At 70.0% G+C, this 23,899-nt stretch carries 19 protein-coding genes; 10 read left to right on the top strand and 9 right to left on the bottom strand.

All coding sequences use genetic code 11. The features are described 5' to 3' along the window. Positions 1 to 88 precede the first annotated feature (88 nt). A complete protein-coding gene (locus RUR_RS30375) occupies positions 89 to 1,279 on the bottom strand; it encodes a class I SAM-dependent methyltransferase (protein ID WP_283138651.1) in 1,191 nt (396 codons plus the stop codon). Positions 1,280 to 1,298: 19 nt separating this feature from the next. Next, complete coding sequence (locus tag RUR_RS30370) at positions 1,299 to 1,799, bottom strand: MarR family winged helix-turn-helix transcriptional regulator (protein ID WP_283138650.1); 501 nt, start codon at positions 1,797 to 1,799, stop codon at positions 1,299 to 1,301. A 261-nt stretch (positions 1,800 to 2,060) separates the two neighbouring features. Between RUR_RS30370 and groES the strand changes: the two genes are divergently transcribed. The 4 genes from groES (at position 2,061) to RUR_RS30350 (ending at position 5,249) form a co-directional block, all read left to right on the top strand. Then, a complete protein-coding gene (gene groES, locus RUR_RS30365; RefSeq protein WP_283138649.1) occupies positions 2,061 to 2,372 on the top strand; it encodes a co-chaperone GroES in 312 nt (103 codons plus the stop codon). 108 nt (positions 2,373 to 2,480) lie between these two features. After that, positions 2,481 to 4,103: a chaperonin GroEL gene (gene groL, locus RUR_RS30360; protein ID WP_283138648.1), complete on the top strand. Its 1,623-nt coding sequence runs from the start codon at positions 2,481 to 2,483 to the stop codon at positions 4,101 to 4,103. A 346-nt stretch (positions 4,104 to 4,449) separates the two neighbouring features. Then, a complete protein-coding gene (locus RUR_RS30355) occupies positions 4,450 to 5,091 on the top strand; it encodes a sigma-70 family RNA polymerase sigma factor (RefSeq protein WP_428847053.1) in 642 nt (213 codons plus the stop codon). Positions 5,092 to 5,123: 32 nt separating this feature from the next. Next, the gene (locus RUR_RS30350; RefSeq protein WP_283138646.1) at positions 5,124 to 5,249 is read left to right on the top strand and encodes a hypothetical protein; all 126 of its coding nucleotides are present in this window, start codon (positions 5,124 to 5,126) and stop codon (positions 5,247 to 5,249) included. Here the strand turns inward: RUR_RS30350 and RUR_RS30345 are convergent. Together RUR_RS30345 and RUR_RS30340 are read right to left on the bottom strand one after the other, a co-directional pair. After that, positions 5,224 to 5,610 (bottom strand): DUF5319 domain-containing protein, encoded by a 387-nt coding sequence (locus tag RUR_RS30345; protein WP_346349080.1) that lies wholly within the window; start codon positions 5,608 to 5,610, stop codon positions 5,224 to 5,226. The two genes, RUR_RS30350 and RUR_RS30345, sit on opposite strands and share 26 nt — an antisense overlap. 43 nt (positions 5,611 to 5,653) lie before the next feature. Then, complete coding sequence (locus tag RUR_RS30340) at positions 5,654 to 6,664, bottom strand: helix-turn-helix transcriptional regulator (protein WP_283138645.1); 1,011 nt, start codon at positions 6,662 to 6,664, stop codon at positions 5,654 to 5,656. Between the two features lie 438 nt (positions 6,665 to 7,102). Here RUR_RS30340 and guaB point away from each other — a divergent pair, with 438 nt between their 5' ends. The 4 genes from guaB (at position 7,103) to RUR_RS30320 (ending at position 13,012) form a co-directional block, all read left to right on the top strand. Then, complete coding sequence (gene guaB / locus RUR_RS30335) at positions 7,103 to 8,581, top strand: IMP dehydrogenase (protein WP_283138644.1); 1,479 nt, start codon at positions 7,103 to 7,105, stop codon at positions 8,579 to 8,581. Positions 8,582 to 8,646: 65 nt separating this feature from the next. Further along, positions 8,647 to 9,765 (top strand): GuaB3 family IMP dehydrogenase-related protein, encoded by a 1,119-nt coding sequence (locus RUR_RS30330; protein WP_283138643.1) that lies wholly within the window; start codon positions 8,647 to 8,649, stop codon positions 9,763 to 9,765. A gap of 270 nt (positions 9,766 to 10,035) precedes the next feature. Further along, positions 10,036 to 11,172, top strand: a complete 1,137-nt coding sequence (gene nagA / locus RUR_RS30325; RefSeq protein WP_283138642.1) for an N-acetylglucosamine-6-phosphate deacetylase — start codon at positions 10,036 to 10,038, stop codon at positions 11,170 to 11,172. A 109-nt stretch (positions 11,173 to 11,281) separates the two neighbouring features. Then, positions 11,282 to 13,012, top strand: a complete 1,731-nt coding sequence (locus tag RUR_RS30320) for a glycerol-3-phosphate dehydrogenase/oxidase (RefSeq protein WP_283138641.1) — start codon at positions 11,282 to 11,284, stop codon at positions 13,010 to 13,012. Positions 13,013 to 13,026: 14 nt separating this feature from the next. Here the strand turns inward: RUR_RS30320 and RUR_RS30315 are convergent, their stop codons facing one another. Both RUR_RS30315 and RUR_RS30310 read right to left on the bottom strand, forming a co-directional pair. Beyond that, positions 13,027 to 13,701 (bottom strand): response regulator transcription factor, encoded by a 675-nt coding sequence (locus RUR_RS30315; RefSeq protein ID WP_283138640.1) that lies wholly within the window; start codon positions 13,699 to 13,701, stop codon positions 13,027 to 13,029. Then, positions 13,698 to 14,870, bottom strand: a complete 1,173-nt coding sequence (locus RUR_RS30310) for a sensor histidine kinase (protein WP_283138639.1) — start codon at positions 14,868 to 14,870, stop codon at positions 13,698 to 13,700. Before RUR_RS30310 ends, RUR_RS30315 begins: the two co-directional genes overlap by 4 nt. Positions 14,871 to 14,991: 121 nt before the next feature. On the opposite strand from RUR_RS30310, the gene RUR_RS30305 reads away from it, so the two are divergent. Further along, positions 14,992 to 15,984 (top strand): DUF418 domain-containing protein, encoded by a 993-nt coding sequence (locus RUR_RS30305; protein ID WP_283138638.1) that lies wholly within the window; start codon positions 14,992 to 14,994, stop codon positions 15,982 to 15,984. Positions 15,985 to 16,068: 84 nt separating this feature from the next. Here RUR_RS30305 and RUR_RS30300 read toward each other — a convergent pair whose 3' ends face one another. Continuing rightward, positions 16,069 to 18,990 carry a M36 family metallopeptidase gene (locus RUR_RS30300; RefSeq protein WP_283138637.1) on the bottom strand — a complete coding sequence of 974 codons (2,922 nt, stop codon included), beginning with the start codon at positions 18,988 to 18,990 and terminating at the stop codon, positions 16,069 to 16,071. 493 nt (positions 18,991 to 19,483) lie between these two features. On the opposite strand from RUR_RS30300, the gene RUR_RS30295 reads away from it, so the two are divergent. Continuing rightward, positions 19,484 to 22,006, top strand: a complete 2,523-nt coding sequence (locus tag RUR_RS30295) for an NB-ARC domain-containing protein (protein ID WP_283138636.1) — start codon at positions 19,484 to 19,486, stop codon at positions 22,004 to 22,006. 45 nt (positions 22,007 to 22,051) lie between these two features. Here the strand turns inward: RUR_RS30295 and RUR_RS30290 are convergent, their stop codons facing one another. Both RUR_RS30290 and RUR_RS30285 read right to left on the bottom strand, forming a co-directional pair. After that, entirely contained in the window at positions 22,052 to 22,672 is a 621-nt protein-coding gene (locus RUR_RS30290) for a response regulator (RefSeq protein WP_283138635.1), read from the bottom strand. Continuing rightward, positions 22,669 to 23,898 carry a sensor histidine kinase gene (locus RUR_RS30285; protein WP_283138634.1) on the bottom strand — a complete coding sequence of 410 codons (1,230 nt, stop codon included), beginning with the start codon at positions 23,896 to 23,898 and terminating at the stop codon, positions 22,669 to 22,671. The genes RUR_RS30290 and RUR_RS30285 overlap by 4 nt, the downstream gene beginning before the upstream one ends. Position 23,899 lies beyond the last annotated feature (1 nt).

Here is a 23,899-nt window from a genome sequence, read left to right as displayed (position 1 = left end):
TCAGGTGTTTACTGTAGCCGTTTGCCGATGTACTTCCACGCGGCTTGGAAAAGGTCATGATTTTCCCGGGGAACGCCGGTTTCCGTGCTCACCGGAGGTGGTTACAGAGGATTGCGTATGGTTTTATGCCGATTCGGGTGAGTACCACGACTGCGCTGCGATCGCCGTCGAGCTTGAGATCCTTGCGTAGTTTCTCCACGTCAACCGCTGATCCGCGTTTCTTGACGGTGACCGTGCCGACGCCTCGATGCCGGAGTACCGCGCGCAGCTTTTTCAGGGAAAAGGGCAGCACCTCCTCAATTTCATAGGCGGTGGCGAAAGGTGTGCCGATTAATTCATTTGAGGTGATATATGCCACGCGTGGGTCGAGAAGCCATCCGTTTACGGCGGCGGCCACTTCGGCCACCAGATGCGCGCGGATCACCGCGCCGTCCGGCTCGTAGAGGTATTTCCCGGGTGGCCCGTCGGGTGGCGGCCCCAGGGACGGATCCGGGGTGAGCGTCTCTCCCGAGGGGAGCAGGGTGGCCCTCCGGGCCGCCCCCGAGGTGAACTCGCCGAACCAGAGCGCGGCCTCCTTCACCTCGCCCCGGTGCGAAACCCACTCCGCCTCGGCACGGGCGGGGATCAGCTCGTGCGGAATTCCGGGGGCGACCTTGACGCATCCGGCCCGGGCGCCCGAGACCAGGCGCAGGACGGTGGACCAGGAGGGGGAGTACGCGTGCGGGTCGAAGATCCGCTCACCGCCGCTCCGCCGCCGGGCGGGGTCGGCGAACACGGCGTCGTGGCCCGCGACGCCGGATTCCGCGGCGTCGGCCACCGTGACCTTGGCCAGATCCTGGAGGCCGAGCGCGGCGACGTTGGCCCGGGCGACCGCCACGGTGAGCGGGTCGAGGTCGACGCCCTCGACCGTCAATCCCCGGCGGGCGAGCGCGACGAGATCCCCGCCGATGCCGCAGCAAACGTCGATCACGTTGTCCACAGCCTGTGGATAACTTGAGAAACGCTCTGCCCGCAATGTGGCGACGATTGTGCGTGTTGCCTGTTCAAGACCGTGTGGTGTGAAGTACATGAGTTTCGCGTCGGCCCCGAACTTGTCCACAGCCCGCTCGCGGAGCCGGGCCTGGGTGAGGGCGCTCGCGGTCAGCTCCGCACTGTGCGATCGCCGCATCGCCGCGGTCGCGGCCACCCGGTCGGCACCCGAGGCGAGGAGCTCCTCGGCGTGGGACAGGGCTCGCCGGCCGTCGGGCGTGAGCAGTGCGTGAAAGGCGTCGGTCTCCACGGCTCCGCACGTTAGCGTCTCATCGGGTGGGGACGTCCCCGCGGGCGAGAAGGAGCTTGCGCAGGAGCGCGGCGAGCTGGTCCCGCTCCCTGGCGGTGAGGCCGGCCAGGAGCCGCCGCTCGTCGGCGAGGCGGCCCTCGATCGCCCCCTCGACCCGGGTCCGCCCTTCGGCCGTCAAGGTGATGAGCACGCTCCGCCGGTTGGCCGGGTCGGCCTTCCTCGTGACGAGCCCCTTCTCGACCAGCCGGTCGGCCCGGTTGGTCAGCGCGGCGGAGCTGATCATCACCCAGGAGGAGAGCTCACCCGCGGTCATGGTGTGGCCGGGGCCGGAGCGGAGCAGCGCGGCGAGGATCTCGAACTCCCGGGCGTCGAGGCCGTGTGTGACGAAGAACTCCTTCAAGCCCCCTTCGAGGAGCCGGGAGGCGCGGGCGATCCTGCCGGCGACGCCGACCGAGCCGTGGTCCAGGTCGGGCCGGACGCCACGCCACTGCTGGAGGATCGTGTCGACGGCGTCACCCATCTGTCCACTCCAAACTTTTCGATGTCGAACGGTTCGCCATGATAGTGGGGCTCGGTGCGGGGTGCGGGGAGTCCGCTGAGGGGTGAACGCCGAGTGTTCGTGTTGACTGTCTGGGCACGTCCGCATACTGTTTCGTCCGTTGGCACTCTCCCAGGGAGAGTGCCAATAGCAACGAGCCAGGTCTGACACCCGCGACGGCAGGCCAATGGTCGTTCCTGCGAGAGGTTTACACTTCACGACTTCCGAAGGGGGAGGTCCGACATGACGACCGCCACCAAGGTCGCCATCAAGCCGCTGGGCGATCGCATTGTGGTCCAGCCGCTTGAGGCCGAGCAGACCACGGCATCAGGTCTCGTTATCCCGGACACGGCGAAGGAGAAGCCCCAGGAGGGCCGAGTCCTCGCCGTAGGCCCGGGCAACTGGAACGAGGACGGCGACGAGCGGGTTCCGCTCGACGTCAAGGAGGGCGACGTCGTCCTCTACAGCAAGTACGGCGGTACCGAGGTCAAGTACGGCGGTGAGGAGTACCTCGTGCTCTCCGCTCGTGACGTGCTCGCCATCATCGAGAAGTAAAACACCCCGATGATGTCACCGAAGCCCCGGGCGTCCTGCCTGGGGCTTCGCCGTCGTGACTGGGGCGAGCCTGTAGATCAAGTGGTTTCGAGAGGACGATAACCCGAAATGCCGAAGACCCTGGAGTTCGAGGAGGACGCACGCCGAGCGCTCGAGCGCGGTGTGAACGCCCTCGCGAACGCCGTCAAGGTGACGCTCGGCCCGCGTGGCCGCAATGTCGTCATCGACAAGAAGTTCGGTGCGCCGACCATCACCAACGACGGCGTGACGATCGCCCGTGAGGTCGAGCTGGACAGGCCGTACGAGAACCTCGGCGCCCAGCTCGCCAAGGAGGTGGCCACCAAGACCAACGACGTCGCCGGTGACGGCACCACCACGGCGACGGTCCTGGCCCAGGCCATGGTCCGCGAAGGCCTGCGCAACGTCGCCGCCGGCGCCCAGCCGCTCTCCCTGAAGCGGGGCATCGACCGGGCCGCGGCGATCGTGTCCGAGCGGCTGCTCGCCTCGGCCCGTGAGGTCGAGGAGCAGTCCGAGATCGCCAATGTGGCGACCATCTCCGCTCAGGACCCCAAGATCGGCGGGCTGATCGCCGAGGCGTTCGCCAAGGTGGGCAAAGACGGTGTCATCACCGTCGAAGAGTCCAACGCGATGGGCCTGGAGCTTGAGTTCACCGAGGGCATGCAGTTCGACAAGGGCTACCTGTCGCACTACATGGTGACCGACCCCGAGCGCATGGAGGCCGTCCTGGAGGACGCCTACGTGCTCCTCCACCAGGGCAAGATCTCCTCGATCGCCGACTTCCTGCCGCTGCTGGAGAAGGTCGCCCAGACCAAGAAGCAGCTGTTCGTGGTGGCCGAGGACGTCGAGGGCGAGGCGCTCGCCGTCCTGGTGACGAACAAGATCCGCGGCACCTTCGTCTCGGTCGCCGTGAAGGCGCCCGGGTTCGGCGACCGCCGCAAGGCGATGCTGCAGGACATGGCGATCCTCACCGGCGGCCAGGTCGTCAGCGAAGAGGTCGGCCTCAAGCTGGAGCACGTCGGCCTCGAGGTGCTGGGCACCGCCCGCCGCATCGTCGTCACCAAGGACACCTCCACCGTCGTGGACGGCGCCGGTGACCCGGCGGCGATCGAGGACCGGGTCCGTGAGATCAAGCTCGCCATCGAGCAGAGCGACTCGGACTGGGACCGCGAGAAGCTGCAGGAGCGGCTGGCCAAGCTGGCCGGCGGCGTGTGCGTCCTGCGCGTCGGCGCCGCGACCGAGGTGGAGCTCAAGGAGAAGAAGCACCGCCTTGAGGACGCCATCTCCGCGACCCGTGCCGCGATCGAGGAGGGCATCGTCTCCGGCGGTGGCTCCGCGCTCGTGCACGTGGCCTCCGCGCTCGACGACCTGGAGCTCACCGGCGACGAGGCCACGGGTGTGGCGGTCGTCCGCAAGGCGCTCGTGGAGCCCGCCCGCTGGATCGCCGAGAACGCCGGTCTCGAGGGCTACGTCGTCGTCCACAAGATCAGCGAGCTGCCCGCCGGTTCCGGCCTGAACGCGGCCACCGGCGAGTACGGCGACCTGATCGCCCAGGGCGTCATCGACCCGGTCAAGGTCACCCGCTCGGCGGTGCAGAACGCCGCCTCCATCGCAGGCATGCTGCTCACCACCGAGGTGCTCGTGGTGGAGAAGCCCGAGGAGGAGACCCCCGCCGCGGCCGGTCACGGCCACGGTCACGGTCACGGCCACTGAGCTCTCCCGGCGCGGTCTTCCGTGCCGGGCCCATGCGGTACGGCGCCTGCCCGGATCACCGGGCGGGCGCCGCTGTCGTTTGGCGGGGCCGGGCAATCAGGCGGCGAATATCTCGCCGCGGCCACTTATTACGCGATAGTAGCTTCCGCCGATTCCGGAAAATGGTTCCGGATACCGAGCCCATCCTTTTGGCAGAATTGCACGACTTCTTGGGAAAGGCGCCCCTAAGATGCACTACTCTGCGCATTCATTCAATTACAAGTAGCTATATTGGCGAGTTTGACGCATCAATGTGACCAATCCGTAGCCGTTCGCTATGAGGACAGGTTCAATCATGGCGGGCATCATGCCTAACGTGACCGAGGGATGCGTCGCCGACGCCACGACCGGGGTAGGGCTTGCGACGAGGTCGGAGGACCATGTCTTCCAGGACGATCTCAAGGAGTTGACCGGCCTCGCCGTACAGGGCGACCGATCGGCGATCGAATCGCTGATCGGTCGGGTACGCCCGATGGTGGTTCGTTATTGCCGAGGGCGGCTTGGGCGGGTGGCCGGCCACTATCACATTGCCGATGATGTCGCGCAGGAGGTATGCATCGCGGTGTTGGCGGCGTTGCCGCGATACCGCGACATGGGGCGGCCGTTCGCTTCCTTCGTTTTCGGTATCGCTTCTCACAAAGTCGCGGACGCTTTGCGGAGTTCTATTCGCGCCGCCGTACCCACTCAAGATCTTCCCGACGGGCCGGACGACCGTCCCGGGCCCGAGGAGACGGTGGTCCGCTACACCGAGGCGGCGCGCGCCCGCGCGCTGCTGTCCAGGCTCCCGGACAACCAGCGCGAACTCCTGACGCTGAGGGTCGTCGTCGGCCTCTCCGCCGAGGAGACGGGTAATGTACTGGGTATGTCACCAGGTGCGGTTCGAGTTGCCCAGCACCGGGCGCTGGCCCGGCTTCGTGCGATGGCGGGTCCGTCGGAGCCGATTGCGTGACCGACGGTCACGATGACGAGGAACACACCGACATGCTGTTAGAGGCCCTGAGGCGCCGTACGGCGGTCGGGGACGAGGATCCCGTCATCGCGCTGCTGCACGCGTTCGTGCTCGACGTGGACGGGCGTTCGCTCAGTGATTCTCTTCCGCGTCTATGACCCCGTCGACGTAGCCGCGCGCGTACTCCCAGCTCACATAGTCGGTCGGATTGGGCTGGTAGGCCGGTTCGTGGACCTGGGGACGCCCGTCGTCGATCATCTGTCTGAGGTTGCTGCGGAGGAGCTCCCAGTCGAAGTAGTGGGCCTCCTGGCACTCCGGGCAGTCCAGGACGAGCCCGAGGACGCCCTGGGGTTCCAGGAGGGCGCGGAAGACTTCGACGTCGCTCAGGTCCGTGATGGCCTCGTTGCGCTCGTCGGGCGTCAGCGGTTCGGCGTCCTCGGGTGCGCCCAAGGCCGCCGCCGGGTCTTCAGGGTCGTCCGCGAAAGGGTCGCGGGGGACGTCGTCCAGCACGTATCCCACGCTATCGTCGCTCCGCGGTTCAAGGGGGCCAAGTCGGGTGTGACTACGCGAGCCACCCGCGTCGGGCCGCCTCGGCACCCGCCTGAAATCGCGATTGAGCCCCCAAATCCGCGAGAGCGTCGGCGAACCTAGCCCTAACCGTACGAACCGAGACACCGAGGTGGCGGGAGATGTGCTCGTCGCAGAGGCCCTGCGCGGCCAGCCGTATGACCTGAAGGACGTTTCCGGTCTCCGTCGGGGTCCGGAAGGGCAGGGCCCGCGACCACAGTTCGTTGAAGAGTTCCCGGAGTGCGGAGACGACGATCGGCGACCGGACAAGATAGAAGTTGTAGCCATGTTCTGGGAGGTTCCCTCCCCATTCAACGGGCAGCGCCGCCGCGTCCTCGCCGATCGCGACGAACCAGCTGGGCACCTTGCGCAGCGTCCGGACCTGCCCGCCCGCCGAGGTCAGCCGGGTGAGCTCGCCCTCCACCCCGGGCAGCGGGACGGTCTCGACCGGGACGATGACCCGCAGCCGGAGCAGGCCGTCGCGCTGGGCCTCGATCCACTGCCCGGCGTAGCCGCCGACGACCTCGGTCATCGTCCGCGCGTCGGGGACCGCGGCGATCAACGTGAGCGGAGGCGACTGCACGGCGTAGCCCAGGACGCTCTCCAGCAGGTGGTCGACGCCGCGGGCGATCTCGACCACGAGGTTTCCCGAACGGTAGTCGCGGCCCGCGTCGTAGTGGCGGGTGAGCCGGTCGATCGAATTGAGCAGGTCGTCGATCTGGCGGCTCTCGGCCGCGATCTGGTCGAGGCGGTCCGCGACGAGGCGGCCCAGCGCGGAGGCCGGGTGCCGGGCGACGTAGCCTCCCGAGCTCTCGTCGATGACGCCCAGGGCCAGGAGGGGTTTCAGCTCGTCGGCGATCTCCGTCACCGGGTTGTCCATCGCGTCCGCGAGTTCCTGGGGGGTGGCTCGCTGGAGACGGAGCGCCGCGGTGTACAGCCTCAGCTGGCCCGGGCTCAGCCCGAGACTCGTCAAGGTGTCCTCGGTCGTTCGGTACTCGGGGGGCATCGACGGCTGTCTCCTCGAAGGGAACAAGAGGTTCAGCGAGGATAACTCGCCCTGATGCGGGTTGTCCGGCTCCTTCAGGGTTTGCTGAGCCTGGGCTTGTTGCAGGTCATTGACGGTGGTGAAGGGGGCTGGGGTAGACCTGGGTGCATCTTGGTGCAATTGCAGATTCTCGCGTTGCGGAGACGGCGGGCGGTGACCGACGCTTGAGCCGCGTCGACGCCGTCGTGCGAGCCCGTCGTCACGGACACGGAGGGGGTTCCGTGGCCCGGATCCCACGGCGGCGCCGACGGCGGGGGGATGCACGCGTCACCGTGCGTCCCCCCGCTTCCTCCCTACGCGTTTGAGCAGGCCGATACGATGGAAGGAGAGTGCCGCACACGGAAGGACCTTCCGGGAGGCGGCTGGGATTTCTCGGTCTGCGGGCCTAGAGGGGCAGGGATGGCGAAGTTCACGGAACCCGGGTTCACATTCGACGACGTATTGCTGGTGCCCGCGTACTCCGATCTCGCACCCGGTGAGGCCGACACGACGAGCCGGCTGTCACGGTCGATCATGCTGCGCGTGCCGCTGATCTCGGCGGCGATGGACACCGTGACCGAGGCGCGCATGGCGGTCGCCATGGCCCGGCAGGGCGGCGTGGGCATCCTGCACCGGAACCTGTCGGTGGAGGAGCAGGCCCAGCAGGTCGACCTGGTGAAGCGCTCCGAGGCGGGCATGGTGACGAATCCGGTGACCTGCTCGCCGGAGGAGACCCTCGCCGAGGTGGAGCGGCTCTGCGCCTACTACCGGATCTCCGGGGTTCCTGTGACGGATCAATCCGGAATCCTCCTCGGCATCGTGACAAATCGTGACATGCGCTTCGAGGCCGACCAGTCCCGGCGGGTCCGCGACGTCATGACCCCCATGCCGCTGATCACCGCCCCGGTCGGCGTCTCCCGTGAGGACGCGTTCGCCCTGCTCCGGCAGAACAAGGTGGAGAAACTCCCGCTCGTCGACGCGGACGGCAGGCTCCGCGGCCTGATCACCGTCAAGGACTTCACCAAGAGCGAGCAGTTCCCCGACGCCACCAAGGACGGTGACGGCCGCCTCGTGGTGGGGGCCGCCGTCGGCATCGGCGGGGAGGCCGAGCTGCGGGCGAAGGCGCTGATCGAGGCGGGCGTCGACGTGCTCGTGGTGGACGTCGCCCACGGACACTCCCGCGGCATGCTGGAGATGGTCGCCAAGGTGAAGGCGAACAGCGGGATCGACGTCGTCGCGGGCAACATCGCCACCCGCGCCGGGGCGCAGGCCCTCATCGACGCGGGCGCCGACGCGGTCAAGGTCGGGGTGGGCCCGGGGTCCATCTGCACCACGCGGGTGGTCGCCGGGGTCGGCGCGCCCCAGCTCACCGCGGTCTACGAGGCCTCCCTCGCCGCCCGGCCCGCGGGCATCCCGGTCATCGCCGACGGAGGCCTGCAGTACTCCGGGGACATCGCCAAGGCGCTCGCCGCGGGCGCGGACACCGCCATGCTCGGGTCGCTGCTGGCCGGGTGCGAGGAGTCGCCGGGCGAGCTCATCTTCATCAACGGCAAGCAGTTCAAGTCCTACCGGGGCATGGGGTCGCTCGGCGCGGTGCGCAACCGCGAGCGCGGCCAGTCCTACAGCAAAGACCGCTACTCCCAGGAGGAGGTCTCCAGCGAGGACAAGTTCATCCCCGAGGGGATCGAGGGCCAGGTCCCGTACCGGGGCCCGGTCGCGGCGGTCGCCCACCAGCTCGTCGGCGGTCTGCGGCAGGCCATGTGGTACACGGGGTCGCGCACGATCGCCGATCTCCACGAGAACGCCACCCTCATGCCGATCACCTCGGCCGGTCTCAAGGAGAGCCACCCCCACGACATTCAGATGACCGTTGAGGCGCCGAACTACCATCGCCGCTGAGCCTCGCGCGGACGGGTGAGCCCGCCGGACGGCGGGCTCCATCAACATGAGACAAGGGAACAGACGTGTCACAGGTGGAGATCGGCCGCGGCAAGAGCGGACGACGGGCATACGCGCTGGATGAGATCGGGATCGTCCCGTCGCGGCGGACCCGCGACCCGGAGGAGGTGTCGATCGCCTGGCAGATCGACGCGTATCGCTTCGAGTCCCCGGTCATCGTCAGCCCGATGGACAGTGTGGTGTCCCCGCGGACCGCGATCGAGATCGGGCGGCTGGGCGGACTCGCCGTACTCGACCTCGAAGGGCTCTGGACCCGGTACGAGGACCCGTCCCCGCTCCTTGAGGAGGTGGCCTCCCTGGACGGGGAGGCGGCCACCCGGCGCCTCCAGGAGATCTACACCGCTCCGATCCAGGACGATCTGATCGGCCGGCGGATCGAGGAGGTCCGTGGGGCGGGGGTGACGACGGCGGTGCGGCTCTCGCCGCAGCGCACGGTCCAGCACCACAAGGCGGTCATCGACGCCGGGGTGGACATCTTCGTGATCCGCGGGACGACGGTCTCCGCCGAGCACGTCTCCGGCCGGGCCGAGCCGCTCAACCTCAAGCAGTTCATCTACGAGCTCGACGTCCCGGTCATCGTGGGCGGCTGCGCCACCCACACGGCGGCGCTCCACCTGATGCGGACCGGGGCCGCGGGGGTGCTGGTGGGCTTCGGCGGCGGCGCCGGGCACACCACCCGGACGGTGCTGGGGGTGGCGGTGCCGATGGCCACCGCGATCGCCGATGTGGCCGCGGCGCGCCGCGACTACCTGGACGAGTCCGGCGGGCGCTATGTCCATGTGATCGCCGACGGTGGGATGGGGAGTTCGGGGGACATCGCCAAGGCGATCGCCTGCGGCGCCGACGCGGTGATGGTCGGTTCGCCGCTGGCCAGGGCGACCGAGGCGCCGGGACGCGGGTTCCACTGGGGCTCGGAGGCCCATCACGGGGACCTGCCGCGCGGGCGCCGGGTGGAGTTCGGGACGATCGGCACGCTGGAGCAGATTCTGCACGGTCCGTCGTCGGTCGCCGACGGTTCGATGAACCTGATGGGTGCGCTCAAGCGGACGATGGCGACCGCCGGATACTCCGACCTCAAGGAGTTTCAGCGCGTGCAAGTCGTGGTAGCCCCACAGCAGACCTAATTGTCACAGAAGGGGCTGAAGTGTCACGTTGCCATCCCGCGACCGAGATCGACGCTCAGCCCCGTTCACAACTCCGGCGCCTTGCCCTTTCCGTGTTCGCGAGGCGCTGTGCCGGTGAACCCGTGCAGTGACCTCACATCAGCCTTCTCCGGCGGCGGTACCCCGTCGGCCGGAGATCCGGCACAGGGACCTACCATCGCCGTGCGGCGGCACGCCGCGCCTTCTCCCCGAGGTCGACGCTTCCGGGGGCTCCACGGTCTAGGAGAGTTGATGAGAGTTCTGGGTGACGCGAGGATCATCACCCCCGGCGGGGTGCGGCACGGCTGGATCGGGGTGGCGGACGGGAGGATCGCCCGGATCGCCGATGGGGTGGCACCCGAGGAGGGGTACGGCCTGCGGGGGCGTTGGGTGGTACCGGGTTTTGTGGATCTGCACACCCATGGCGGGGCCGGGGGCTCCTACCCGTCGGGTGACCTTGAGCAGGCCCGGCGGGCGTTCGCCTTTCACCTCGCCCACGGCACGACCACCGCGTTGGCCAGCCTGGTGACGGGTCCGCTGGACGATCTCGTGGACGCGACGGGGGCACTCGCCGAACTCTGTGACGAGGGGTTGTTCGCCGGGATCCACTGGGAGGGTCCGTATCTGTCCGCGGCCCGCTGCGGGGCGCAGGACCCGCGGAGCCTGCGCAGGCCGGATTCGGCGGAGTTCGCCCGGTTGGTGAAGGCGGCCCGGGGCCACGGCCGCATGATCACGATCGCCCCCGAGCTTCCCGGGGCGATCGATCTGATCGCGGAGAGCGTCGCCGAGGGGGTGATCGCGGCGCTCGGCCACACCGACTGCTCCTACGAGGAGTTCGTCGCGGGGGCCGACGCGGGCGGTACGGTCGCCACGCATCTGTTCAACGGCATGCGCCCGCTGCACCACCGCGATCCGGGTCCGATCGGGGCCGCACTCAACGACGAGCGGATCACCGTGGAGCTGATCAACGACGGTGTCCATCTCCACCCCGGGATCGTCCGGATGGCGTTGAAGGCGGTGGGCGCCGGGCGGGCCGCTCTGATCACCGATGCCATGGCGGCGGCGGGGCTGGGCGACGGGTCCTACCGGCTCGGCGCGATGACCGTGGACGTCGACGGAGGGGTGGCCCGGCTCGCCGAGGGCGGCGCGCTCGCGGGCAGCACGCTCACCATGGATGTGGCGTTCAAGCGGGCGGTCCGGCTGGCCGGGCTGTCCATGGCGGACGCGGTGGCGGTGACCTCGTCGACTCCGGCCAGGGTGCTCGGGCTCGATCACCGGATCGGCTCGCTGGAGGAGGGGAAGGACGCCGACCTGGTGGTGCTCTCCGAGGAGCTGACCGTCGTCGGGGTGATGCGACGTGGCGAATGGATAATCGATCCACCCAAATGAGCGATCCATCCTGATAACCACGTCACCCTAGTGACATGGGGGATTTCGGGGGGTCTACCGCCGGGTAGGAACCCAGGGGGTTCGTATTCGACCGGAACAGGGGGCGCGCATGGGCAGGTTGGGGCCGGCTGAGCGGTCTGCGGCGCTTGCCTATCTGGGTGGGCACGAGGTCGACGTCGTGGTGGTCGGCGGAGGGATCGTCGGAGCCGGTACGGCGCTGGACGCGGCGACCCGGGGTCTGTCCGTCGGTATCGTCGAGGCGCGCGACTTCGCCTCGGGCACCTCCTCACGCTCGTCCAAGCTGATCCACGGCGGTCTGCGCTACCTGGAGCAGCTCAACTTCTCGCTGGTCCAGGAGGCGTTGCAGGAGCGTTCGCTGTTGCTGCAGCGGATCGCCCCGCATCTGGTGAGGCCTGTCCCGTTCCTGTATCCCCTGACCCATCACGGGTGGGAACGTCCCTACGTGGGGGCGGGGGTCGCCCTCTACGACGTGCTGGGTGCCACGCGGGGGCTGATGCGCGGGGTGCCCCGGCACCGGCACCTGTCGCGAGCCCGGGCACTGCGGCTCGCCCCGGCGTTGAAGCGGTCCGCCTTCGTGGGGGCCGTGGCCTACTGGGACGCCCAGGTAGACGATGCCCGATATGTCATGACAGTACTGAGGACCGCCGCCTCCTACGGCGCGCACATCGCGTCCCGGACCCAGGTGATCGGCTTCCTCCGGGAAGGCGAGCGGGTGACCGGGGTTCGCGTCTGCGACCTGGAGACCGGGACCACCCTCAACGTCCGGGCCCAGCAGGTGGTGAACGCCACCGGGGTCTGGTCCGACGACATCCAGGAGCTGGTCGGCGGGCGCGGCCAGATTTACGTCCGCGCGTCCAAAGGCATCCACCTGGTGGTCCCCCGCGATCGGATCCACTCCAGGACCGGGATCATCCTCCGTACCGAGAAGTCGGTTCTCTTCGTGATCCCGTGGGGACGGCACTGGATCATCGGGACCACCGACACCGACTGGTCGCTGGACCGGGCGCACCCGGCCGCGTCCCGGTCCGACATCGACTACGTGCTCGACCACGTCAACTCGGTCCTCGCCGTCCCACTCACCCACGACGACGTGGAAGGCGTGTACGCCGGGCTCCGCCCGCTGCTCGCCGGGGAGTCCGAGGAGACCTCCAAGCTCTCCCGCGAGCACGTCGTCACCCACCCGGTGCCCGGCCTGGTCATGGTGGCCGGGGGGAAGTACACCACCTACCGGGTCATGGCCAAGGACGCGGTGGACGCGGTGGCGCACGGGCTCGACGGGCGGGTGCCCCCCTCGTGCACCGACCGGATTCCGCTGGTCGGCGCCGAGGGCTACCCGGCGCTGTGGAACTCCCGCTACCGGCTCGCGCACACCTCGGGGTTGCACGTGGCGCGGATCGAGCACCTGCTCCAGCGTTACGGCTCGATGATCGACGAGGTGCTGGGGCTGATCGCCGAGGATCCCTCGCTCGGGCATCCGCTCACCGGGGCCGACGACTACCTCCGGGCCGAAATGGTGTACGCGGCCACCCATGAGGGCGCGCGCCACCTGAACGACGTGCTCACCCGGCGTACCCACATCTCCATCGAGACCTTTCACCGAGGACTGGCCGTGGCCGAGGAGGTGGCCACGCTGCTCGCCGGACCGCTCGGCTGGGACGACGACAAGATCAAACGCGAGGTGGAGTACTACACCAAGCGGGTCGAAGCCGAGCGGGCCTCCCAGGAGCAGGACACCGACCAGGAGGCCGACGCGATCAGGCTCGGCGCCCCCGAGATCGTCCCCGTCGCCCGCCCGGTCACCGAGCCCCGCCGCCGCTGACCGTTTCGAGGGCCTTAGGGCCGGCCCGGGGGAGGCCGTGTGCTCATCAGGCCGCTTGCCCAAGCCCACGAGGCGATCTGGACGCGGTTGCGCACACCGAGTTTGCCCTGGATGGCGGAGATGTGGGTCTTGACCGTGGTGAGGGCGATGAACAGTTCGGCGGCGATCTCCTGGTTGGTACGGCCCCGGGCGACGGCCAGGGCGACCTCGATCTCCCGCGCCGACAACGGCGGCGCGGGCGTCCGGGCGGACGCCGTCCCGTCGTCCATGACATGGCGGATCAGCCGCAGGGTGATCGCCGGTGAGATCAACGTCTCTCCGGAGTTCGCCGCGCGCACCGCCTCCACCAGCAGGGCGGGCCCCGCGTCCTTGAGCACGAAGCCCGCGGCGCCGCCGCACAGTGCGCCGTAGACGTACTCGTCCAGGTCGAAGGTGGTGACCACCACCACCCGGAGCGGGACGGCCACGCCGGGACCGGCCAGGGCGCGGGTGACCTCGACGCCGTCCAGGCGGGGCATCCGGACGTCGACCAGGCAGACGTCCGGGCGCAGCCTCCTGGCCAGGGCGACCGCCTCGACGCCGTCCGCCGCCTCGCCGACCACCTCGATGTCGGGTTCGTCCTCCAGGAGGACCCGCAGGCTGGCGCGGACCGACGCCTGGTCGTCGGCGAGCAGGACACCGATGGTCATCGCCGGCTCCGCGCGGGCAGCGGCAAGGTGGCGAGCACGGACCAGCCGCCTCCCCCGCCCGGCCCGGAACGCAGTGTGCCGCCCAGCGCCCGCACCCGTTCCTCCATGCCGATCAGGCCGTAGCCGGTCCGGCGGCGGGTGGGGATCGGGGAGCCGTCGTCGGTCACCTCGACCGTGACGGCGCCGGACTCGCAGGCCACGGTGACCTGGACGGTGCGGGCGTGCCGGGCATGGCGGGAGACGTTCGTCAGCGACTCCTGAACGACCCGGTAGACGGTGCCGGTCACCTCGGGTGGCCAAGCCGACTCGTCCATGCCGTCGGGCAGGCGCAGACGCACCTCGGGGCCGGAGAAACGGCCGATCAGGTCACCGAGGTGCTCCTGGCCGAGCATGGCCGGCACCGATTCGCCGGCCTGGCGCAGCAGGCCGACCAGGCTCCGCATCGCGGTCAGCGCGGAGGAGCCCGCGTCCTGGATGTCGGACAGCGAGCCGTGCAGCCGGTCCGGTTGCCTGCGGGCGAGGACCTGGGCGGCCTGGGCCTGCAGCACCATGTCGGTGACGTGGTGGGCGACGACGTCGTGCAGCTCCCTGGCGAGCTGGAGCCGCTCGTGGCGGCGTACGGCGTCCGCCAGGTTCCGGCGGCGGGCGGCGAGCGTCCGCGTTCCCACGCCGACGGCGAGCCCGGCCAGCCACCCGCCGATGTTCAGCATCGTCACGGGGGGAATCAGGGGGTCGGTCGTGTTCGCGGTGAACAGGCTGCCGACGGCCACCGCGAGCCCGCCCGTCGCGACGGCGCAGGCCGCCGGGACCGGCAGCGCGCGCACCGCGGAGCCGACCAGCACGGACAGACCGAGGACCGTCGCCGGGCCGGGCTCGGCCGGGAGATCGGTGAGCCAGGAGGCCGCCACGACCGTGGCCGCGACGACGAGCCCCGCCGTCGCCGCCCACCCGCGGCCGTACCGCCGCAGGAGGGCCAATCCGCACACCACGGCGCCGACGGCGGCGCCGAACCACCAGTGGCCGCCGCCCCAGGAATCGGCGATCAGATACGCCCAGAAGACGACCAGCCCTGCGGACGCGGCGCCGAGTCCCACGTCGGCCGCGATGCGGAGACCTCCGGACGCCGCCGGGTCACCGGCGGGCCGGGCCGTTCGATCCGGGATGTGCACGCGTTCAGCCTAGGAGGCCGGGTCGTTCCTGGTGAACCGGTCAAAAGTACAGTCTTCTCCGCCGCGAACCCTGCTTTCGACCCGTGCAGCAGCCCCGGCCGGCTCCGCAGGATGGGGCGGCATGGCACACGAACATGTTTCCCCTCGGGACGCTCCCCCCGCCCGCTCCCGCATCAGTGCACTCGACGTGGTTCGCGGGTTCGCGCTGTGCGGGATCCTGCTCGCCAACGTCGTGCCGATCGCCCAGACGGGCGACGCGTTCGCGGCCGCGGCGCCGGACTCCGGCGGCGACTGGCTCGGGGTACTCGTCCATCAACGCTTCTTCCCCATCTTCTCGCTGCTGTTCGGTGTCGGCTTCTCGCTGCTGCTGGAGTCCGCCGCGGAGCGCGTCGACCGGCCCCGGCTGCTCCTGCTCCGCCGGCTCCTGGTGCTGCTCGCCATCGGCCTGGCGCACATGTTCCTGCTGTGGCGGGGCGACATCCTGACCGTCTACGCCGTCGTCGGCCTGGTGGTGCTGCTGCCTTCGACGTGGCTGCCACGCTGGGCCGTGGCGGGTTCGGCCGTGGCGCTCATCGCCGTGTCGCTGATCATCCAGGGTGGCCACTTCTCGATGGTCCCCGGGTTGTTCCTGCTGGGTTCCGCACTGACCAGGTACGGGGTGATCGGCCGGGTCGAAGGCTCGACACGGGTGCCGGCCGCGCTGTGCCTGATCTTCGCGGTGTCGGCCGTGTTCTTGCACCGGCTGCCGGGCACAGGAGATGTCTTCACGTTCACCGTGACCGGGCTGCTGCAGGCCGGCGCGTACACATGCGCCGTCCTGGTTCTGCTCAGAACCCCGGCACGGCGGGTGCTGCAGGCCGTCTTCACACCGCTCGGCCGGATGGCGCTGACCAACTACCTGACCGCTACGGTCCTGGTGTTGCTGATCGCCCGGCTCGTCGGCGATGCGCCGGCCACCTGGTCCTCGGCGACCGTGACGTCGATCGCCGGTGGCGTTCTCCTGGTCCAGTGGCTGTGGTCCGCGCTCTGGCTGCGGAGGTTCCGCCAAGGACCGCTCGAATGGCTGTGGCGCCGGGCGACCTGGGGGCACCGCCCGTCCGCGCGCTCATCCTGAGCCCGTTTCGGGAGGCCCGCGGGCCCGTACGGAACGCCGAAGGCCCGGCTCCGGGCGGTTCCGGGGCCGGGCCTGGGGGAGTTCCTAGCGGCTGAAGGCCTGGAACTCGGCGGCGCGGACCTGGCCCGCGAGCGGGCTGGCGGTCGCGCAGTCGGTGGCCGCACGCGGGTCGTTGTCCTGCTCACCGGCGTACCGCGGGTTGCCGGTGCACTGGGTGGTCAGCACCCGCAGCCGCAGGTGGGTGGCGTTCGCGTCCCGGACGTCGAAGGACTTGATGATCATGTCGGCGCCGCGGGGCCGCGGGAACCGTCCGTCGAACGCGTTGTCGGCGCTCGTGTAGATCACCGAGTATCCGGCGTCGCTCGCGCAATCCTGGCCGCCGGTGGCGTCACATGCCAGGACCTGGAACTTGCGGAGCGCCGAGTAGCGGTTCTGGCCGCCGGGGTCGGCCGGGTCGTTGATGTTGGGGCGGAGCATCGAGCTCACCTGCACCCGGCGGACCTTCACCGCTCCGTCGCCCGCGAGGTCCACGGTGACGGTACGGCCTGCGGCCGGGCCGGTCAGGGAAGCCCAGTTGGTGGTCTCGGTCTCGTCGATCAGCCGGGCCTGGTTGACGCCGTCGCCGGTGGCGACGGCACCGCCCGCGGCGGAGGCGTGGTTCCGGTACAGCCGCACCGACAGGGTGCGGTCCACCCCGGAGCGGGAGTGCCACTCCAGGCGCTTGTGACCGAATCCGGCGCCCACCACGAGCAGCTTGTAGTGGCCTTCGGCGAGCTCGACGGTGTCGCCGAGCGGCGTCGCCGGGTCGGTGTCGGCCACCGGGACGACGCGTCCCTCGTAGTCGCCGATGTAGAGGCGGACCGCGGCGCCCTCGGCGTCACCGGTCGGCTTGAGGGTGAGCCTGCCGTTCAGGTCCACCTGGTTGACGAACGACGGCTTGGGGTCGGGGTCGTTCGGCCCGTTGGAGGAGGCCCCGGCGCCCAGGCCCCGCCTGGCGAACGTCTGCCAGATCAGGTCCCGGTTGGCGCCCGCGAAGCGGATCGTGTCGGCGGCGAGCAGCGCGTCCCGGTGGTCGACGTAGCTGACCGCGCCCGAGGCCATCAGCAGCAGCGCGTCGAAGGAGAGCTGCACCCAGCGCCGGTTGCCCGGGCACTTGGTGAGCGGGAGCCGCCCGTCGGCGCACTTGCGCTGCACGGTCTTGGAGCCTTGGCCGTACCGCTTGACGAACGCCTGCCGCAGGTCGAACTGGGTCGCCGTCCAGATCTCGCCGTCGGCGTGGACCTGCTGGCCGACCACGTCGTAGGCGATGTCGCTGTAGTTGAGCGGGCTCTTGCTCATGTCGTAGTTGCGGATGCCGGCGACCTTGTCCCCGGTGACGTACCCACCGGTCACGTACGGCGAATCGCCGCGCGGGCGGTAGCCGTACTCCCACAGGTACTCCATCGCGAACAGGTCGGAGGTGCTCTCGTTCATGGCACCCGCCTGGGAGCCGCTCCAGCCGCTGTTCGGACCGGCGATCATACGGCCGGAGATGGCGTGGGTGTACTCGTGTCCGATCACGCTCATGTCGTAGTCGCCGTCGACGCAGGGCACGTAGAACGAGCCGGCGGTCGGCTGCCACAGATACATGTTGGTGATCGGCGCGATGCCGTCGGGGTAGGTGATCTGGTTGGCGTTGTTGCGGATCGTCGCGTCCCGGGCGCCGGCCTGGGCGTTGCCCAGTTCGGGGTCGTTGCCGAGCCCGCCCCGGGTGCCGTTGTCCGACTGCATGTTCCACGCGGTCTCGGTGAAGCCGAGCCGGTAGGACCAGTCGTGCATCCGGTTGTGCATGGCGTGCAGGTTGGAGATCGCCGCCTCCAGGTCGGCCTCGCCGGGGGCGTCGAGCGTGGCCGGGTCGCACTTGGCGTTGTACCAGGCGTTGGTCCAGGGGAAGTCGTGGTCCCGGTCGCCGACCGGGGCGCCGGAGCGGGTGCCGACCGCGAACGGGTCGGGGCTGGACCGCTTCTCGTACGTCCGGGCGGCGTTGCCGACGCTGGTGCCGGTCGGGGTGCCGGTGAGATGGTCGACGTCCCAGGCCTTGCCGGTCGCCGGGTCGCCGCCGATCACCGCGTCACAGTCCGGGCCCGGCTTGAAGCACCAGGTCACCCGGTTGTCGGTGGAGGAGAAGTCGTCCGGCGGGTCGGCCGGGAAGACCTTCCAGCGGGCCTGCTCCGGGTCGTCGGCGTGGTCGACCAGGTTCTCCCGGAGGATCACCGCACCGGTCACGGCGTCGACGTGCGTGGTGACCGCGACCGGTTCGCCGGAGCGGACGCCTTCGGCGAGCACCACCTGGTACGCGCTGAGCACCCCGCTCGGGCTCGGCACCGCGACCGGCTTGGCCAGCTTGACGGTCGCCTTGGCGAGGTCGATCCCGGCGTCGGTCGCCGCCGCCTGCAGGGCCTGCTGCTCGGTGAGCCGGGCGGCCGGGGGTGCCGAGGTGTCACGGGACAGGGTCGAGGTGACGAAGTGCACCTTGCCCTGGTTGACCCCGACGGCGACGAGTCCGTCCGCGCCCGCCGGAAGGTCGCCGAACCGCTGCCGGAGCAGTACGGCGGCGCCGTCGCCGAGCGGGTTGACCGCGACGCGCTCCAGGGCCTGGACGGCTTCGGCGGTGAGGCCGAAGAGGCTTTCGTTCTGGGTGAGGTACTCCCGGGCCGCCTGCTCGGGGTCGGCGTTCAGGCCGGACGCGAGCGGTTCGGCGGCGTTGACGATCGCGGGGGTGCCGAGGGAGTTCCACCGGATCTCCTGGCCCGCGTTCCGCGTCTTCAACCCGGTGGGCGGGGGTACCTGGCCCGTCCGGTTGTCCACGTCGGGCAAGGTGTGGTGCTCACCCTGGAAGTTGTGGATCTCCGATGGGTCGGGGGTGGGCGCGGTCGTCTGGTTCTGGGCCACTGCCGCGGGTGCGACGACGAGGGCTGCCCCGGCGAGGGCTAGCGCGACCGAGTGGATGAGGGGTCTTCGTGACACCGGACCTCCTGCGGGGGGCATCAGTGATAGATCACATGACTCGGCCCACAGACAATCACTCCGGATATCTTCCGACAAGATCTAGAAAAGCCTGTAAATGTGGGTTAGTGGGGGCTGAGTGGTCGGTGGTTTTCCGCCGGGCAGCCGGACGGAGTCGCCATTCCGTCCGACGCCATGGCACGACCAGGACCTTTGCCCCGGGTACCTGCATCTCCGGCGGACCGCAAGCGGCCTTCACCGGTGATCAGGCAACCTAGCCTGACTCCTATTTCCTTAAATATCGATATTTCTATAGAAATGGGATTGGTTACCCGGAGTCTGGCGGGTGGTCACGGACTGCGAGGGCCTGGCGTGGCCTGGTGCACGGATAGCGGGCTGGGGAGATCGGCAGATTCGGATTGTTTTATTCAACTTGCATGAGGTTGGTGCTGGCTAGCCTGGATTGTAGGCAATTAGAAGGTTCATGGGGCAAAGCCGACATTCGGGGTGGGGAATGGCGCGTCGGGGAACGGTTGTCAAAGGTGGCCTGCTGACGACGGTTACGGGCTGGCTCGGCCGCTCGGGTACGGCCGGCGGCCCGTTGCTCCGGGTGCCGCCCGCGGATCCCGGCTGGGTGCACCGCGACGAACTGGACCACGTGGTGCGGACACTGGCAAGCGGGTCGAACGGGACGGTCGGCCTGGTCAGCGCCGTACGGAAAGCCGAGGGGTTCGGCACGACCTCCCTGGCGGTCGCGGCCTGCCACCACGAGCGGGTCCGGCGGTATTTCTCCGGGGGTGTCGTCTGGTTGTCGGTCGGACCGCACCGGACCGATGCCGAGACGATCGCGTCCGTCGGTCGGCTCGCCGTCGAGCTGGGTGATGAACGTCCGCAGGTATGCGACCCGGAGGCGGTCACCGCTCGATTGGCGGAGGTTCTGGCGAAGTCGAGCGGACGGGTGCTCCTCGTGGTCGACGGCGTCTGGGACGCCGATCAGCTGGATCCGTTCCGGCCGGTCGCCGAGAAGTCCCGGCTCCTGGTGACCACGCGGCAGGCCCGGGCCCTGCCCGGTCACTCGGTCGTGATTCAGGTGGACCGGATGACCCGGCAGGCCGCCACCCGGTTGGTCACCCTGGGCCTGCCGTCGGCGCGCACCGGCCAGCTGAGCCGGCTGCTGGAGTCGGCCGGTGACTGGCCGCCGGTGTTGACCTGGGTGAACAGGCGGCTCGCCGTCGAGGTGGCCCGGGGCGTCGAGGTGAACGCGGCGATGGAGCGGGTGATCGGGCGGCTGCGGGGTGTCGGGTCGGCCGAACCGGACATGGCTCTCCCTCAGCAGCGGGAAGCGGCGATTCGGACGGTCGTCGAACTCGGGATGGAATCCCTGAGCGTCGGCGACCGGGATCTGTGCCTGGAGTTGGGGGTGTTCCCGGAGGAAACCGATATCCCGCTCAGTGTGGTCGCATTGCTGTGGCAGGGCTCCGGGCTGGACGCCGGGGGGTCCGAGCGGCTCTGCGCGCGGCTGGCCGAGGCGATTCCGGTCACCCTGCGCCGGGAGGAAGGGTCGGAGCCGGTTCTCCGGCTGCCCGACCCGCTCTGCGCCTACGCGTGTTCCGGCGCCGGGCTGGGGCAGGACGGGATCGTCGCGGTCCACCGGAAACTGATCGATCAAGCCAGGACGCTGCTCCCCGCAACCGACGCGGGTTGGTGGAACCTGCCGCCCGACGCACACTACCTGTGGCACAACCTCACCTATCACCTGTTTGACGCCGAACGCGGGCAGGAACTCACCGAACTCGTCGGCGACGTGCGCTGGATCCTCGCCAAGCTGCACCGAGCGGGCCCTCAGGCGTTCGTGGCGGACCTGGCGCTGTGCGAGACGCCGCAGACGGCGGAGCTCGACCTGCTCCTCACCGCCAAGGGCGACCTGCTTGGCGATCTCGAATCCGAGGGACTGTCCCTCGGAAACCGGCTCACCCAGCTGAGCGCATCACCGGAACTCGCCGCCGGGATTCGCCGTCATCTCGGCACGGTTCCCCATCTGTCGCCGCTGTGGCCCGAGTCGCCGCATCCCTGGGGTCCGGCGGACGTGCTGGCGGTCGCTCCGGACGGATCGTGGCTGGTGAGCGGGGGACAGGACGGGACGGTACGGCTGTGGGGTGCCAAAGGCCAGGAGCGGGCCGTCGTCGCGGGTCACACCGGCTCGGTGTGGCGGGTGCTGATCGCTCCGGATGGGTCGTGGTTCGTGACCGCCGGAGAGGACGGCCGGGTACGGCTGTGGGGGCCCGACGGGGCGGAACGCGCGACGCGCGACGGACACGGGGGCCCGGTGTGGGCGGCGGTGATGGCCCCGGACGGGTCGTGGTTCGCGACCGGCGGTGATGACGGGACGGTTCGCCTGTGGGATGCGGACGGCCGGGAGCACGCGGTGCTGGGCGGGCACGTCGGTCCGGTGTCGGCACTGGCCGTCGCCCCGGACGGGTCGTGGTTCGCGAGCGGTGACGACAAAGCCGTCCGGCTGTGGAACGTCGGTGGCGCCAAGCGCGCGACGCTGGGTGGCCATGTCGACCTGGTGAATGGGCTGGTGATCGCCCCCGACGGATCGTGGCTGGTCAGCGCCAGTTTCGATGGCTCATTGCGGCTGTGGGGCGCCGACGGGGCCGCCCGCGGCATTCTGAAGGGTCACACCGGCGAGGTGCTGGAGGTGGCCGTCGCTCCGGACGGATCGTGGCTGGCGAGCGCGGGGGACGACGGGACGGTTCGGCTGTGGAACGCCGACGGTACGAGGCGGGCTGTGCTGACCGGCCACACCCGTCCGGTGCTCCGCCTGGTGGCCGCACCGGGCGGGGGGTGGCTGGCCAGCGCGAGCGCCGACCGTACCGTGCGTGTGTGGAGTACGGCCGAAGGCGGCTCGTGCGTCGCGGCGATGAGGACCGATAGCGGTGTTTCCACCGTCGAGTGGCTGCCCGGGGACAAAGGTCTGGCCGTCGGTCTTCCCGAAGGCGTCCGGTGCTTCGCCTTGCGGATGCCGTCGTCTTAGCGGGGTCGGCCGCCGGAGGCCGTACCCGGTCCGGTACGGAAACCGTCAGGACAGCAGGCCCCGGCTGTAGGCGGTGGCCACGGCCGAGGCCCGGTCCGAGACGCCGAGCTTGGCGTAGATGTGCGCCAGATGGGTCTTCACCGTCGTCTCGCTGATGAACAGCGCCGCGGCCGCCTCCTTGTTGGTGGAGCCCCGCGCGACCAGGGCGAGCACGGTCTTCTCGCGTTCGCTCAACTCGGCGGGGGCGGGCCTGCGAACCCGGTTCAGCACCCGGGCCGCCACAGCGGGGGACAGCACCGTCTCGCCCACGGCCGCCGCCCGTACGGCGCGGAAGACCTCCTCACGCGGGGAGTCCTTGAGCAGGTAGCCGACCGCGCCCGCGGTCAGCGCCGGCAGCACGTCCTCGTCCCCGTCGTAGGTGGTCAGCACCAGCACCCGGGCCGAGGGCACCCGCTGCGCCAGCAGCCCGATGAACGCCGCTCCCCCGCCGGGCATCCGCAGGTCGGTCAGCACCACGTCGGGACGTTCCCGGACGGCCACGGCCAGCCCGCGCTCCCCGTCCTCCGCCTCACCCACGACCTCCAGGTCGGCCTGCTCCACGAACATGCCCCGCAGGCCGTCCCGCACGACGGGATGGTCGTCCACGATCACCAGCCGGATGCTCACCGCGCCTCCCGCTCGGCTTCGGCGGGGATCGCGGGGACCGTCACGCTGACCGCGGTGCCCTGACCGGGCGCGGACTCCACCTCGACGTTCCCGGCGAGCCGGACGACCCGCTGCCGCATGGCGGTGAGCCCGAAGCCGGCCCCGCCCACCGCGGAGGGGTCGAATCCCGCACCGTCGTCCCGGATATCGGCCACCACCACATCCTCCATGTACGAAAGGGTGACGCCGGTCTTCCCGGCTTCGGCGTGTCTGGCCACGTTGGCCAGCGCCTCCTGAACCGCCCGGTACACGGTCACCTCGACCTCGGGATGCAGCAGCCGGGCGGTCCCGGTGACGGTCAGCGTGGCGGGCGTCTCGTGCGTGGCGCCCCAGCCGGAGACCAGCGCCGCCAGCGCCTCGGGCAGCCTGGTCTCCGCCAGCGGCCCCGGACGCAGGTCGTCCAGGGAGCGGCGGACCTCGGCCAGGCTCTCCCTGGCCAGGTTCCGGGCCACGGCCAGCCGCCGCCGTACCGCGTCGGCGTCGTTCGCGGCCTCCTCGGCGGCCTCAAGCTGCATGACGATGCCCGTCAGGCCCTGCGCGACGGTGTCGTGGATCTCCCTCGCCAGCCGCCCGCGCTCCCCGGCGACGCCGGTCTGGCGAGCCGCGGCCAGCAGCCTGCCCTGCAGCTCGGCGTTCTCCTCGCCGAGCTGGGCCAAACGGAGGTTGGCGCTCTCCAGCGCCAAGTTCGACGCGCACCGGAGCTCGACCTCCTTCTCCAGAGCCCTGATGCTCCAGCCGATGAACGCCGCCAGGACCGTTCCGGCGAGCGCCGGAACGCTCGGCCAGGGGATCTCGGCGCTGAGGAGGGCGGACGCGTCGCCTACGGCGAGGAGCGACGTGGCGGCCACTCCGACGTAGGCGTACCGTCCGGGAAGCGTCGCGAACGCCGTCGGGAAACAGGCGAGCACCACAAGCCCGTACGCCGGATGGCGCGAGGACAGCACCCACACCAGCGCAAGCAGTACGGTGAAGTAGACGGCCATCGGCGCGAGCGTCCGTTCCGGCCAGTCCGGGTGCGCCAGCACCATCCACCAGTGCCACACCGCCAGGGTGGCGGCCAGCACCAGCGTGACGGCCCGATCGCGTACCGGCGCCGACGGGTCGACCGTCGAGATCAGGGCGGCCGCTCCGAGGAAACCCAGGAGCAGGGCCCGCCAAGCCGTCTCCCAGAATCGGACTCGCAGCATC

The organism is Rhizohabitans arisaemae (assembly GCF_025996515.1).
GTDB lineage: Bacteria > Actinomycetota > Actinomycetes > Streptosporangiales > Streptosporangiaceae > Rhizohabitans > Rhizohabitans arisaemae.
Note: the sequence above shows the minus strand (reverse complement) of the source record. Positions and strands in the feature narration are given on the sequence as shown.